This is a genomic window from Burkholderia sp. BC1 (assembly GCF_052683555.1).
The window spans coordinates 27,258-41,310 of the sequence record NZ_JBQYLP010000018.1 but is presented as its reverse complement, the minus strand read 5'-3'; the positions used below and the strand labels follow the sequence as shown (position 1 = coordinate 41,310).

Below are 14,053 nucleotides of genomic sequence, written 5' to 3'. Positions count from 1 at the left end.
CAGGTGTGCCATGACGAAGTGGCCTTCTCTGTTTCGGCCTTTAGGCATATGCAGCTCTTGATACGCGCTGTCGCGCGGACCGTTGCACGTCGACAACGCGCGTCCGCACCGTATCGAACCACCGCGCGACGCACCTACGGCCGCGCGGCGATTTCGTCGAGATGCCAGAGCAGGTCCGCCGGGTCGTCATAGACGCGCAGCGCACCGGCGTCTTGCAGTTCCTCGGTGCCATAGCCGCCCGAGCGCAGTCCCACGCCGAGCGCGCGACAGCGGCAGGCGGCGAGCATGTCCCAGATGCTGTCGCCGACGACGACCGTGTGCTCGATCGGCACGTTGAGCCGGCGCGCGGCTTCGACGAACAGATCGGGGTCGGGTTTCGCATACTTGACCTGGTCGCGCGTCACGACGACCGCCTTCGTCGCGTCGACGCCGAGCGCGTCGAGGTTGACGCTCGCCGTCTCCATCCGGCCGCTGGTCGCGATCGCCCAGCGGATGCCGGCGGCGGAAAGCGAGCTCAGCAGTTCGGTCGCGCCGGGCAGCGGGCGGACCTGTGCGCGCAGCCGCTGGTAGGCGGCCGCATGCAGGCGTGCGGGCCGCTCGATGCGGTCGGTGTCGATGTTTTCCGATGTTTCGCGCAGCAGCTGGTTCAGAAAAAGGCCGCCGCTCATGCCGATTTTCCGGTGGATGCGCCACACGGACAGCTCGAGACCTTCGGCATCCAGCGCTTCCTTCCACGCGAGCACGTGCTGATAGACGCTGTCGACCAGCGTACCGTCGAGATCGAACAGAAATGACGTTTCGATGCGCATCTGAATCTCCCTGTTTCGGTTTCGCGCAAGCAAGCCGCGAATGATGGGCCAGATGCGATTGTAGCGGCGCGTTGCGCGGTCGGCCGTGGCCGCCCGCCGCCGCTCGAGGCGCGGCGTCTTCATGCCGGGCGATTGTCGTCGGCGTGGGGCTGGCGAGCGCGACGGCACACGCGGCGAATGCATCGTTCGATTGCGGGACGACCGCGGGCGACCAACCAGTGTAGGCGATCGAGGCGGCGCTGCGTAGCCGCGAGATGCAGAACATTATGTTCTCGTGTCACGAACGTCGAAACGCGGTTCGATACGCTAGACTTTTCCAGGACGGGCGTGCCGCCAGGCCAGCAACACGCGGTGCCCTGCCGGCGCTCCGATGGCCGCGCGGGTCGGCCGTCCGGTCCGGTGTAACCGACAAGTTGTGCGTACATCTGCAGGCGCACGGCATACGAGGAAGTTCGCACCGATTCATTCGGATCGCGAATCAATAGAGAAAACCGTTCATGGCCGGAAAGCGTTTTTATGTCACGGGGCTGTTGATAGTCGCGCATGTACCGATCGCGTGCGCGCAGAGCAGCGTCACGTTGTTTGGTGCCCTCGACGTAGGACTCAGTTACGTCAGTAATGAGCGCGGCCACGCCGCCGCGAAGTTCGACGACGGAATCTTCACGCCGAGTCTGCTCGGCTTGCGCGGCAGCGAAGACATCGGCGGCGGCACGCGCGTGATATTCCAGCTCGTGAGCCAGCTTTCGCCGGGCACCGGCGCGACGATCGGAAACGGCCTGTTCGCGAGGACAGCGTACGTGGGCGTACAGAACGATCGTCTGGGCACGGTTACCTTCGGCAATCAGTACGAGTTCATGGCGGAAACGCTGTTTTTCAGCGGTACCGACGCGGCCGCCGATGTCGCCGGGCTGTACAACCTGCGTAACGGCCCGTTCAGCAAGCTCGCGTTGCCCGGCAATCCGACCGGTGCGTTCGACTGGGACCGCATGGCCGGCAGCCAGCGCATCGCCAATTCGGTGAAGTACGTAAGCCCGGTCTTTCACGGATTGAAGGCGAGCGTGCTTTACGGGTTCGGCGGCGTACCGGGCTCCATCGGCGCCGGCAATGCGGTGAGCGCGAGCGTCGATTACGAGGTCGGCCCGTTCGGGGCGGCCGCCGCCTACACGACCCAGAAGTACGAACCGCGGCCCGGATTCGCCGCCACAAGCGTGCGCAATTGGGGCGCGGGCGCGCATTATCGAATCGGTCCCGCCAGGCTGAGCGCGCTGGTGACGACGGTGCGCAACGCGGCATCCGGCGGCTCGATCTGGATGACGGAATGGGGCGGCACGTGGCAGTTTGCCGGTCCGCTCCTGATCGGCGCCGATTACATGTACATGAAGGGCAACGCAGCGCTCGACCACAACCACGCGCATCAGGTCACCGCGACCGTGCAGTACGCACTGTCGAAGCGCACGATGGTGTACGCGAGCACGGCGTGGCAGCACGCAAGCAACGGTGCGCAGGCGCGCATCAACGGCGTCATGGAGCCGGACGGCGCATCGTCCGGTGCGAATCAGGGCATCGGACGAATCGGTGTTCATACGGTGTTCTAGCGAGGTACGCACCGCGGCGGGTAACGGATGGGCGGTAACGCACGAATGACACACTCGCAGCGGACGGCCAGCCGTAGCGAAAACCCAATGGAGGAGCAACGATGCAGGGACTTCCCGATCTCGAAGCATGGGCGATTTTCGCGCGCGTGCTCGAAACGGGCTCGTTCGCCCGCGCGGCGGAAGCGCTCGATCTGTCACAGCCGACCGTGTCGAAGGCGATCTCCCGGCTCGAGCGTCGGCTCGGCACGACGCTGCTGTATCGAAACTCGCGTCAGGTATCGCTGACGCCTGCCGGCGAACTTGCCCGCTCGCGCGCAATGCGCATTCTCAGCGAAGCGGCGGCGGCCGAGAACGAGGCGTCGTCGCATGCGACGGAACTGCGCGGCCCGGTGCGTGTCGCCGCGCCGATGTCGTTCGCGAGCCGCTATATTGCCCCGTTGCTTCCCGCGTTTATCGAACGCTATCCGGACGTGGAAATCGACCTGTCCGTCACCGACCGGACCGTCGATGTCGTCGCAGGCGGATTCGACCTGGCGGTGCTCATCGCGGAACTCGGCGATTCGTCGTTGCGTATGCGTGGGCTCCATGCGGTGCATTTCGCGCTGGTGGCGTCGCCCGGCTATCTGAAGCGGCGCGGCCGGCCGATGCATCCGCGCGATCTCGCCCGCCATGCATGTCTGGTCTACACCGGCTGGGCGGCGCCCGAACCGTGGCAATTCCGCCATGCGGATGGAACGACGTTCGCGGTCGGCACGCGCGGCAGCGTTCGCAGCAACAGCGCCGACGTCGTCATGCCGGCGTTGCTGGCGGGTCGAGGTATCGCGTTGCAACCGGAGTTTGTCGTTGCGGACGCATTGAAGCGAGGCGATCTGGTCACCGTGATGTCGGACTGGCACGTCGATCCGGTCGGCGTGAAGCTCGTGATGCCGCCGAACACGCTGCGTCCGGTGCGCGTGACCGCATTCGTCGACTATCTGGTGGAGCAATTGTCCGATGCGCCGTGGGCGCCGGCCGCCCGCGGCGAACCGTCGGATACCGTCGAAGAAACGGAATCGCTGCATTGCCCGGCGCCGAGTTGTTGACCGTGCGATAACACGCGATGATCAGGTGCGCACGAGTAGTTCGCGCGCGTGTCGACGAGCGTCGACGACATCGGCGCGTGCATGAAGCGGGCGAGGTTGTCCGGCCGAATGAGTCGCGGCAACCCCACGCAAACAGACAGGAGTCCGACCGATGAAACGACTATGCGGACCCGGTTCACGTCGACGTGATCGCCGCGCCGGGGCGACCGACGTTTCCATGCTCGTCTGACCGAAGGTCGAATCGATTGCGTCGTTCGTGGCGAGCGACGTACGTTGCGCGCAGTTCGATACACGCCGCTGTTCGGTACTGGTCCCCATCCACGATCTCACAAGAGAGGGAAAAATGAAAAAGACGCTCAACAGGAAAGGCATTCGGTGGCATGCCTGCCGGCCGGGACGGCGCTCGGCGATCGCGGTCGCCGCGCTGCTGGCGGGAACCGTCGCGGCCGGCACGGCTGCCCTCGCGCAAACCGCGACCGACTGGCCGATGGCGGGCCGAAGCGCCCACAACACACGCAGCGCGTCGGACGAGCGCGCGATCGGCGTCGACAGCGTCGCAAAGCTCGCGCCGCGATGGTCGGTGGATACCGACGGCAACGTGTCGGCAACGCCGACGGTCGTGGACGGCGTCGTCTATGTTCCCGACTTCGGCGGCACGCTCTGGGCGGTCGATGCGGCGAGCGGGCAGGTGAAGTGGCGCAAGAAGGTCAGCGAGTACAGCGGCGTCCCGAACGACGCGTCGCGCACGAGTCCCGCGTACTGGAAGGGTACGCTGGTGATCGGTCAGGGCACACAGGTCACCAACAATCCGTCGGGCGCGTACATGTTGGGCATCAAGGCCGAAGACGGCTCGCCGCTGTGGCGCACGCAGGTCGAAGCGGATCCGTCGGCGGTGATCACGAGCTCGCCTGTCATCGACGACGGCATCGTCTACGTCGGCGTGTCGTCGCGGGCTGAGGCGCTCAAGGACGTGCCGAAGTATCGCGGCAGCGTCGTCGCACTGAATGCGATGACCGGCAAGCTGCTCTGGAAGACCTACATGGTGCCGGTCGGCTATACGGGCGGCTCGGTGTGGGGCAACACGCCCGTCGTCGATCGCGAGACCGGTCTGGTCTACGTGACCACGGGCAACAACTTCACCGTGCCGCCGGGCGTGTGCCGGTATCCGACGCAGACGAAATGCAAGCCGGGGGCGCGCGACAATTACATCGACAGTTTCGTCGCGCTCAATCTGAAGACCGGCAAGATCGCGTGGGCGACGCGCACATTGCCCGCCGACATGTCGACGAACTTCGATCACGATGACGGCCCCGACTACGACTTCGGCTCGGGCCCGAACCTGTTCACGACGACCATCGGCGGACGCAAGCGCACGCTGCTCGGCGCGGGCCAGAAGAGCGGCGTCTACTGGGCGCTCGAGCCGAAGACCGGCAAGGTGGTGTGGCAGACGCAGGTCGGGCCGGGCAGTCTGCTCGGCGGTATGCTGTGGGGAACGGCAGCCGACGGCAAGCGGATCTACGTATCGATCGGCAACCTGAATCACGAATCGATTGCGGTGACCGGGCCGCAGGGCACGACGACGACCACGGGCGGCATCTGGGCCGCCGTCGACGCGTCGACGGGCAAGGTGCTGTGGCGCACCGCCGATCCGCAGCAGGCAATGGATACGGTTGCGATGACCGAGGCGAACGGCGTCGTCTATGCGGGCTCGCTCGCCGGAACCGGCGCGAACATGTACGCGCTCGACGCGGCCACCGGCGAGATCAAGTGGAAGTTCGAGAGCGGGGGGGCGGTCGTGTCGGGCGCGGCGGTCGTCGACGGGTCGGTGTACTGGGGCAGCGGCTATCACACGAAGGTGCTCGGCCTGCCGTACGCAGGCGACAACAAGAAGCTGTATGCATTTGCGATTCCGAAGCAGTAGGCACGAGGGGGCGCCGGCATTCGATCGTTTCGTCGCATGACGATCGCGTGCCGCGCCAGCAGAGCGAAGCCCGGACATCGTCGGATGTCCGGGCTTATTCGTTTCGGGGAACGCCCGCGCGCAGTGCGCGGGCGCGGGGCGGCTTTGTGCGGAGCGACACGCGCGTGTCGGGGCGGCAGAGCGGCCGGGCAGCCGCGGCCGATGCGGCGCTCCAGCGGAAGCGGACGGTCAGGCGAGGCGGGATAACTTGAAGACTTCCGCGCGCTCGACATTTTTCACACCGTTCGCATGGAAATTCAGAATGTGCTCGCCTTGCGTGTGATGCTTTTCGCGCAGCGCCGGATTCGCCCAGTGTTCGACGAAAACGAAGCGGCGCGGATCTTCGCTGTCGACGTGCACCTCGTAGCGAAGATTGCCTTCTTCCTGCTGCGACGGCGCAGCCAGTGCGATCAAATCTTCGCGCAACTGCGCTTCCTGTCCTTCTTTCGCGTACAGCACGGCGACGATATGGAGGTCGTTCATGGTCTGCTCCGGTAATAGGCGGTAGGTCCGGTTAGGTGGTCAAATTATAGTGGGCGGCTCCGGCGCAATGCGCGAACACTGCGTTTCAAATCCGGAAACACCCGTGCAGCCCCGTGTATCCGTCATCACTTCGGCAGCGCACGCGAATTGCGCGCATTGCGAAAGATCAGTTGCGTCATCGGTTGCAGCGGCGCGAGCGCCGCTTCGCGTGCGTGCACGACGATTTCATGATCAGGGGACTTGCCGCACACCGGATCGGCGACGCTTGCGTCGCCCGTCATCATGTACGCCTGGCAGCGGCATCCGCCGAAATCCTTCTTCTTCTCGTCGCACGAGCGGCAAGGCTCGGGCATCCACGCGTCGCCGCGATAGCGGTTGAAGCCGAACGAGTCGTACCAGATGTGCCGGAGGTCGTGATCGCGCACGTTCGGAAACGCGATCGGCAACTGCCGCGCGCCGTGGCACGGCAGTGCCGTGCCGTCGGGCGTCACGATCAGGAACAGGCTGCCCCAGCCGCTCATGCAAGGCTTGGGCCGTTCCTCATAGTAGTCGGGCGTGACGAAGATCAGCTTGCACGGGTTGTTCGCGGCCGCGAGTATCGCGCGGTATTCATTCGTGATGCGTTCCGCGCGCGCGAGCTGCGCGCGTGTCGGCAGCAGCGCCGCGCGGTTCAGATACGCCCAGCCGTAGTACTGGCAGGTCGCGAGTTCGACATAATCCGCATCAAGCGCGATGCATAGCTCGATGATGCGGTCGATATCGTCGATGTTGTGCCGATGTGTGACGAAGTTCAGCACCATCGGATAGCCGCGTGCCTTTACCGCACGCGCCATCGCGAGCTTCTGCGCGAACGCCTTTTTCGAGCCGGCCAGCATGTCGTTGACGGTCGCGTCGCTCGCCTGGAAGCTGATCTGGATATGGTCGAGGCCGGCGCGGCGAAACGCGTCGATCTTGTCCTCGGTCAGCCCGATGCCGGACGTGATGAGGTTCGTGTAGTAGCCGAGGCGGCGTGCCTCGCCGAGCAGCGCAGCGAGATCCGGCCGAACCAGCGGTTCGCCGCCGGAGAAGCCGATCTGAACGGCGCCCATTTGCCGTGCCTGCGCCATGACTTCGAACCACTGCCCGGTGTCGAGCTCGTCGCCGTGACGCGCGAAATCGAGAGGATTCGAACAGTACGGGCATTGCAGCGGACAGCGATACGTGAGTTCCGCGAGCAGCCACAGCGGCAGTCCGACAGCCGGCCGGGCCGCGTCGAGCGGCGTCGCGTCACGCGAGTTCGATCCAGTGTTCGGCACAGGCGGTCTCCATGAAAGCGTCGACGTCGCCGCCGAGTTCGGGCACGTCGGGGAACTGTCGTTCGAGGTGTGCGACGATGTCGGCAACCGTGCGCGCGCCGTCGATCAGCGCGCTGATCGCGCTCGCGCTTTCGTTGAAACGGATCATGCCTTCGGGATACAGCAGCACGTGCACATTCTGCGCCGGCTCGAACTGAAAGCGAAAGCCCGGACGCCAGTGCGGCACGCAATTCCTGTCGAGGCTCATAACGCGATTCCCTTGTGCCAGACGGGCCGGTCGGTGACGGTGTGATAGGGCGGCCGATGCAGTTCGTAAGCCATCGACATCGCATCGAGCATCGTCCACAGCACATCGAGCTTGAACTGCAGGATGTCGAGCATCCGCCGCTGGCCTTCATAGGTCGTGTAGTGTCGCAGCGTGATGTCGAGCCCGTGCGCGACGTCGCGTCGCGCTTCGGCGACGCGCGTGCGGAAATACGCGTAGCCGTCCGGATCGATCCAGGGATAGTGGCGCGGCCACGTATCGAGGCGTGACTGATGGATCTGCGGCGCGAACAACTCGGTCAGCGAACTGCTCGCCGCTTCCTGCCAGCTCGCGCGGCGCGCGAAATTCACGTACGCATCGACGGCGAAGCGCACACCGGGCAGCACGCGTGTCTGCGATCGGAGTTCGTCGGGGTCGAGCCCGACTGCCTGTCCGAGCCGCAGCCATGCTTCGATCCCGCCTTCTTCGCCGGTTGCGCCGTCATGGTCAATCAGGCGTTGAACCCAATGTCGGCGTACTTCGCGGTCCGGGCAGTTCGCGAGAATCGCCGCATCCTTCATCGGGATGTTCACCTGATAGTAGAAGCGGTTCGCGACCCAGCCCTGGATCTGTTCGCGCGTCGCGCGGCCTTCGGCCATTGCGACGTGATACGGATGGTGAACGTGATAGAAGGCGCCCTTCGCACGCAGCGCTTGTTCGAACTCGGCCGGAGTGAGAGCGGGTCGGCTCATCGACGGTTCCATGAGAGTGTGGGGTGGAGAACCGACGCGGCGTCGCACCATCGATGCGTGCGCTCATGCGCCCCGTCGGCGTGGCGGCGCAACCCTGACGTTCGTCTATAGCACGATGTCCATTCCATCGAAAGCGACTTCGATGTCGCGCTGCCGCAATGTCGCGCGTTCGGCTGAGCGTTCGTCGAGAATCGGATTCGTGTTGTTGATGTGGATCAGCACCTTGCGCGGCCGCGGCAGCCGCGCGAGCATGTCGAGCATGCCGCTCGGCCCGTTCAGCGCGAGATGGCCCATTTCGCGGCCGGTGCGGGTGCCGACGCCGCGTCGTCGCATTTCGTCGTCGTCCCACAGCGTGCCGTCCACGAGCACGCAGTCCGCGTCGTTCATGCGTTGCAGCAGCGTGTCGTCGACTTCGCCGAGCCCCGGTGCATAAAACAGCGTGCCGCCGGTGCGGCGGTCCTCGACGAGCAGCCCGATGTTGTCGCCGGGGTGCGGATCGAAACGGTGCGGCGAGTAGGGCGGCGCGGCGCTGCGCAACGGCAGCGGCGTGAAGCGCAGGGCGGGACATGCGGGCACGGTGAAGCGGCCGTCGAGCGCGATCCGGTTCCATATGAGGCCACCGTTCCAGTGCTCGAGCATGTCGAACAGCGGAAAGCCGGTGGTCAGATCCTGATGGACCATGTCGGTGCACCACAGCTGCAGCGGACAGCCTTCGCGCAGGCTGAGCAGCCCGGCGGTATGGTCGATCTGGCTGTCCATCAGCACGATGGCACCGATGCCGGTGTCGCGCAGCGCACGGGCGGGTTGCAGCGAAGGAAAGCGCTGCAACTGCGCGCGAATGTCGGGCGACGCGTTGCACAGGATCCAGTTCGTGCCGTCGTCGGACAGCGCGAGCGACGACTGCGTTCGTGCGCGCGCGTGGATCGTGCCCGCCCGAAACCCCGCGCAATTCGCGCAGTTGCAGTTCCATTGCGGAAAGCCGCCGCCCGCGGCCGAACCGAGGATATGGATGCGCATGTCGATCCGCCGTGAGGACGCATGCGGCGCCAAGAAAAAGCCTCGGCGGACCGAGGCTTGCTGTTCGGCGCCGCGTTGCGGAATCAGCGATTCGACACGTACATCGTGATTTCGAAACCGAGACGCAGATCCGTGTAGGCAGGTTTGGTCCACATGGTAGAAAGCTCCTTTGCAATGACGATTGACGACGAGGCGCGCCCGCGATCCACCGCTGCAGCGCGTGCCGCGCCAGCACGGCGCCCGCGGCGATTTCACCGCGCCATCACGTTCGTGCGTCGGGGCCGGTACCCGATCCTGTCGGCACGCTCATATCGTACGCGAACGGGAGGTGCGAGCAAGGCAATCCTGGAATGGATGGCGTTCCCGATTTTCGATCATGTCCGACCGGCGCGCGAATTGACGAGGACGGCTTGGCCACGCGAACGAGGCATGACGATTGCCCGCGCGCTCGGGAAATCCGCAGTGATTTGTCGCACGAATGCGTACGCGGGCGTCGGCCCGTCCGGCAGCCGCCGCCCGCCACGGCGCGGGCGCGTGCTCAGCCCCCTTGCAGGCGAATATCGCGCGACGATGCACCGACATATACCGTCGCGCCCGGCACGTACCGCCAGCCGTTACGCGCCGTGTCCCACACGCTCTGCATCCGCGGCGACACGGTGATGCGAACGTGCCGCGCCTCACCCGGATTCAGCCGGATCTTCTCCCAGCCGACCAGCCGTTTCGGCGGTTCGTCCTTGTACGGCACGCCGAGATACACCTGCGGCGTTTCGGCGCCGGCGACACGCCCGTCGTTGCGCACCGTGAACGCGACGTTCAGCGAACCGTCACGCTGCTTCGTCACCGAGAGCCCCGAATACGCGAAGTGCGTATAAGACAGCCCGTAGCCGAATTCGAACATCGGCTTGATGTTGTGCGCGTCGTACCAGCGATAGCCCATGTTCAGCTTCTCCGCGTAGACGGGATCGCTCTCGAACGCGCCGTTTTGCCCCCAGGTCGGCGTGTCCTGATCGCGCGCCGGGAACGTGACGGGCAGCTTGCCGGACGGATTGACCGCGCCGAACAGCACGTTCGCGATCGCCTTGCCGCCGCCTTCGCCCGGATACCATGCCTCGACGATCGCCGACACGCGATCCTTCCACGGCATCAGCACCGGATTGCCGCTCTGCACGACGACGATCGTGTGCGGATTCGCACGCGCGACCGCTTCGACGAGCGCGTCCTGATTCGACGGATTCGCGAGGCTCAGGCTTTGCAGATCGCCGAAGTCTTCGCCGGCCGGCTGCGCGACGACGACGATCGCAACGTCCGAGCGCGCAGCGAGCGCCGCGGCCTGGTCGATTTCCTGCTGCGTATACGCGCGGAACGGCGATTGCTGATCGCTGTTGCCGGCGAACGTGACCTGCGCGGCAGGCGCGAGCGCGCGAATGGCCGCGACGATCGGCACATCGACCTTCAGCCAGGGATTGCGCCACCAGTTGCAGCCGGTCGACGTGCCGAACGCGAGGCCGCCGCAACCGGCGAACGAACCGGTGACGGGATCGCGCGTATTGCCCGAGCCGCCGCCGGACATCACGGCAGCATCGGCGTGTCCGCCGATCACCGCGATGCGCGACAGCGACGACGCGACGAGCGGCAGCTGGTTGCCGTCGTTCTTCAGCAGCACGATCGACTGCTCGGCGACGGATTGCGCGAAGCGGTTCGCGGCGGCGAAGTCGATCGAGCCGCCGGCTTTCGCCGGGTCGTCCATCACGCCGACGCGGATCATCACCGCGAGCTTGCGGCGCACCATGTCGTCGAGGCGCGCGGTCGATACCGATCCGTTCGCGATCGCCTGCTTGACCGCGGCCGGCGTCAGATACACGCTCGGGCCGACGTCCTCTTCCTCGTCGAGCCCCGCATTGATCGCGGCGGCCGTGCTATGCGTCGCGCCCCAGTCGGACTGCACCTGCCCTTCGAAGCCCCATTCGTTCTTCAGCACGTCGTTGAGCAAATGGTTGTTCTCGCAAGCATAGGTGCCATTCAGCCGGTTGTAGCTGCACATCACGCTGCCGGGCCGCCCGCGCTTCGCCGCGATCTCGAACGGCAGCAGATAGAGCTCGCGCAGCGTGCGCTCGTCGATCTGGCTGTTGCCGCCCATCCGGCCATGCTCCTGCTCGTTGCCGGCGTAGTGCTTGATGGTCGCGATGACCTTCTGACGCTGTGTCGCGAGCGTGCGCTCGGCGAGCAGGTCGCCCGCGAGCAGCGGATCCTCGCCGAGATACTCGAACAGGCGGCCGCCGCGCGGCTCGCGCGCGAGGTTCGTGCCGCCGCCGAGGCCCATGCCGAACCCTTGCGCGCGCAACTGAATCGCAACCTGCTTGCCGTAGTCGTACGAGAGACGGCGATCCCAGCTCGCGGCCACCGCGATCGTCGCGGGGAACGTCGTGCTGGCCTGCGACGTGCTGCCGGAACCGGTCGCCGAGTCGACCATGTTGAGATCGGGGATGCCGAGCCGCGGCACGCCCTGGATGTAGCCGGCGCCGCCGCCCGGCACCTTCGACATTTCGTACTGGGAATGGATGAACTGCAGTTTCTCGTCGAGCGTCATCTTGCGCACGAGCAGATCGGCACGCCGCTGCGCGGCGCTCGACGCGAAGGCATCGGCGGCATCGGCCGCAGACGAAAAATCGTTCGTGCCCGCATGGACACCGGTGCAGAGGGCCGCCGCCAAGAGGGCGGCCGGCCAGAGTTTGTCCCGCATGTTGCTCTCCATGATCGTATTGCGTGTTGTTCGGATGTATCTGGAGCTGCGCGCGTCCGGTGGATTCGCACCGAACGCATTCGGCTGGCGATGCGGGGTGAGGCGGGGCGGCATGCCAGCAGGCGGGGAATCGCGACGGCCGGATCGGCGCGTCCGACGTGCGTCGACGAGCGTGTGCAAGCCGCACGACGCCGCGCAAGCGGATGTAGCGATTCTCTGCAGCGCCTAATAGTAGGAATGTAGTTTGACTACAGCATCGGTGTTTCTACCGATACATCCGATCTTTGTTCCAGCGCGTTGCCGCACGGGTGAAAAACCGGTCATCGTTCCCGATTGCGGCTGTGCAGCGGAGTAAGAAGTGCCGGTGAAAACGCGGCTCGACGAGCGGTGCGCAATGCATGCTACGCACGATGGAGAAGGGCGGAGGACCGCGATGTCGTGACGATCGCGACACCGGGACGACGATGCGTTTGCGCCACGCAGATGCAGCGATGCGCGACGATGCGCCACGGGGCACGGGTGCGAAGGGCCGGCATCGCCATGCCGGCCCTTCGGATAAGAACGATTACTTGGTGACGAGCGCGCCGGTGAGCCCTGCGCTGATCGCCGGGATCAGCAGATTCAGCACGCGGCTTGCGCGGACGAGCCCGGTGTTGTCGACATAGACGACGTCCTTCGACGCGAGCGGGAACTGGTTCGCGAGCAGCATCGACACGGGCGACTTCAGGTCGAGGTGATAGATGACGGGCACGTTGTCGGCCTGCTTGCGCAGCACGAACACCTGCTTCGCATCGGACGTCTGCTGGTTGAGCTGACCGGCCTCGGACAGCGCTTCGCTCAGCGTGAGCGTGCCGTCGCGTTGCGGCGGCACCGAGGCCGGCTTGTTGACTTCGCCCATCACGAAGACGGGATTGTCTTCGCGCGCGGCGACGTGCAACAGGTCGCCCGGCTGCAGCATGATCGTGGCCGGGTTCACGCCCGATTTCATCAGTTGTGCGACGTTCACGGGATAGGCCGTGCCGTTGCGCGTGATGGTCACGCGGCTCTGGTCGGCGGTCGGCGCAAAGCCGCCTGCGCGGTTGACCGCTTCGACGAGCGTCATCGGAATGTCGTTGATCGTCTGCGAGCCGGGCGCGCGTACCTCGCCGTCGACGTAGACCTGACCGGCGCGGAACGACGCGACGCGCACCGTGACCTGCGGTTTCACGAAGACCTTCTTCAGCTCGGCTTCGATCTCCTGCTGGACTTGCGACGGTGTCTTACCGGCCGCGCGAATCGGGCGCGTGATGTACGGGAACTGCACGCTGCCGTCGCTTTCGATCACGAAGCCCGGTGCCGCGTCGGCAGACCGCGTGTTCTGCATCGGCTGGCCCGCGGCGGCCGCGAATTCGGGGTGATTCCACACGGTGATCTGCAGCACGTCGCCCGGACCGAGCTTGTAGCCGCTGGATCTGCCGAACAGGTCGGCAGGAACCGGTGCGGCGGTCACGCTTTTCTGTTCCGCGCGAATCTGATTGACGAGCGCGAGATCGATCTGCTTGACCGGCACCTTCATGTCGCTCGTCACGTCGCCGTTGTCGGACGTGGTGACCGGCAAGGCGGGCGGATCGGCCATGTGCTGGCCTGGCGCAATCCCGCACGCGGACAGCAGCGCACAAATGGCGACGGAGAACGCGGCGCACGCGCGACGCACCGCAGGGCGGTTGTTGATCGGCACGGACGTGTCGAATGGCTGGTGGCTGTTCATGTCGTTATTCAGCATCGTTAAACAAAAATATTTATGTGAAGAACGGGCAGGTTCGCAGCCTTCGGGGCGACCGCGTACCGGCTTCGCCACCGCTGGCTCGCGCGATCCCGGCGCGTCGCGGCCCGCGGCCACTCCACTACGCACACCCGTTGCGCTTATGCCGATCGACGTTGCCGGCCGAAGCGCGCGTCGAATTCACGCTCGCGTTCTCGTCGATATTCCGCGTCCGTTCGATGGGCCTTGATCGTTGCCGATCGACGGTTTCGCCATGACAGCTCGTGCGTCATGCAACGGTGCGCTAAACGTAGCACGAGATGGATCGGCAAACC

General features: G+C 65.5%; 12 protein-coding genes. 3 read left to right on the top strand and 9 right to left on the bottom strand.

Annotated elements, in window-relative coordinates:
• Nucleotides 1-134: 134 nt before the first annotated feature.
• Nucleotides 135-809 carry an HAD family hydrolase gene (locus ACSHSS_RS11775; protein ID WP_445544988.1) on the bottom strand — a complete coding sequence of 225 codons (675 nt, stop codon included), beginning with the start codon at nucleotides 807-809 and terminating at the stop codon, nucleotides 135-137.
• A 497-nt stretch (nucleotides 810-1,306) separates the two neighbouring features.
• Here ACSHSS_RS11775 and ACSHSS_RS11770 point away from each other — a divergent pair, with 497 nt between their 5' ends.
• From ACSHSS_RS11770 to ACSHSS_RS11760, 3 genes are all read left to right on the top strand, one after another.
• The gene (locus ACSHSS_RS11770; RefSeq protein WP_445544987.1) at nucleotides 1,307-2,404 is read left to right on the top strand and encodes a porin; all 1,098 of its coding nucleotides are present in this window, start codon (nucleotides 1,307-1,309) and stop codon (nucleotides 2,402-2,404) included.
• Between the two features lie 101 nt (nucleotides 2,405-2,505).
• Nucleotides 2,506-3,486 (top strand): LysR family transcriptional regulator, encoded by a 981-nt coding sequence (locus tag ACSHSS_RS11765; protein WP_105842111.1) that lies wholly within the window; start codon nucleotides 2,506-2,508, stop codon nucleotides 3,484-3,486.
• 343 nt (nucleotides 3,487-3,829) lie between these two features.
• Nucleotides 3,830-5,407 (top strand): outer membrane protein assembly factor BamB family protein, encoded by a 1,578-nt coding sequence (locus ACSHSS_RS11760; RefSeq protein ID WP_445544986.1) that lies wholly within the window; start codon nucleotides 3,830-3,832, stop codon nucleotides 5,405-5,407.
• A 228-nt stretch (nucleotides 5,408-5,635) separates the two neighbouring features.
• Here ACSHSS_RS11760 and ACSHSS_RS11755 read toward each other — a convergent pair whose 3' ends face one another.
• The 8 genes from ACSHSS_RS11755 to ACSHSS_RS11720 all read right to left on the bottom strand — a co-directional run bounded on the left by ACSHSS_RS11755 (nucleotide 5,636) and on the right by ACSHSS_RS11720 (nucleotide 13,724).
• Nucleotides 5,636-5,929: a putative quinol monooxygenase gene (locus ACSHSS_RS11755; RefSeq protein ID WP_105842113.1), complete on the bottom strand. Its 294-nt coding sequence runs from the start codon at nucleotides 5,927-5,929 to the stop codon at nucleotides 5,636-5,638.
• A gap of 125 nt (nucleotides 5,930-6,054) precedes the next feature.
• A complete protein-coding gene (pqqE, locus tag ACSHSS_RS11750) occupies nucleotides 6,055-7,224 on the bottom strand; it encodes a pyrroloquinoline quinone biosynthesis protein PqqE (protein WP_217059820.1) in 1,170 nt (389 codons plus the stop codon).
• The gene (gene pqqD / locus ACSHSS_RS11745) at nucleotides 7,196-7,471 is read right to left on the bottom strand and encodes a pyrroloquinoline quinone biosynthesis peptide chaperone PqqD (RefSeq protein WP_105842115.1); all 276 of its coding nucleotides are present in this window, start codon (nucleotides 7,469-7,471) and stop codon (nucleotides 7,196-7,198) included. Before pqqD ends, pqqE begins: the two co-directional genes overlap by 29 nt.
• Nucleotides 7,468-8,220 (bottom strand): pyrroloquinoline-quinone synthase PqqC, encoded by a 753-nt coding sequence (gene pqqC, locus ACSHSS_RS11740; RefSeq protein WP_105842136.1) that lies wholly within the window; start codon nucleotides 8,218-8,220, stop codon nucleotides 7,468-7,470. The genes pqqD and pqqC overlap by 4 nt, the downstream gene beginning before the upstream one ends.
• Before the next feature lie 105 nt (nucleotides 8,221-8,325).
• A complete protein-coding gene (gene pqqB / locus ACSHSS_RS11735) occupies nucleotides 8,326-9,237 on the bottom strand; it encodes a pyrroloquinoline quinone biosynthesis protein PqqB (RefSeq protein ID WP_105842116.1) in 912 nt (303 codons plus the stop codon).
• Between the two features lie 83 nt (nucleotides 9,238-9,320).
• On the bottom strand, nucleotides 9,321-9,392 hold the full coding sequence (gene pqqA / locus ACSHSS_RS11730) for a pyrroloquinoline quinone precursor peptide PqqA (protein ID WP_080599499.1): 72 nt from the start codon (nucleotides 9,390-9,392) through the stop codon (nucleotides 9,321-9,323).
• Between the two features lie 383 nt (nucleotides 9,393-9,775).
• Nucleotides 9,776-11,977 (bottom strand): glycoside hydrolase family 3 C-terminal domain-containing protein, encoded by a 2,202-nt coding sequence (locus tag ACSHSS_RS11725; RefSeq protein WP_445544985.1) that lies wholly within the window; start codon nucleotides 11,975-11,977, stop codon nucleotides 9,776-9,778.
• A gap of 565 nt (nucleotides 11,978-12,542) precedes the next feature.
• Complete coding sequence (locus ACSHSS_RS11720; RefSeq protein ID WP_192839275.1) at nucleotides 12,543-13,724, bottom strand: polysaccharide biosynthesis/export family protein; 1,182 nt, start codon at nucleotides 13,722-13,724, stop codon at nucleotides 12,543-12,545.
• Between the last annotated feature and the right edge of the window lie 329 nt (nucleotides 13,725-14,053).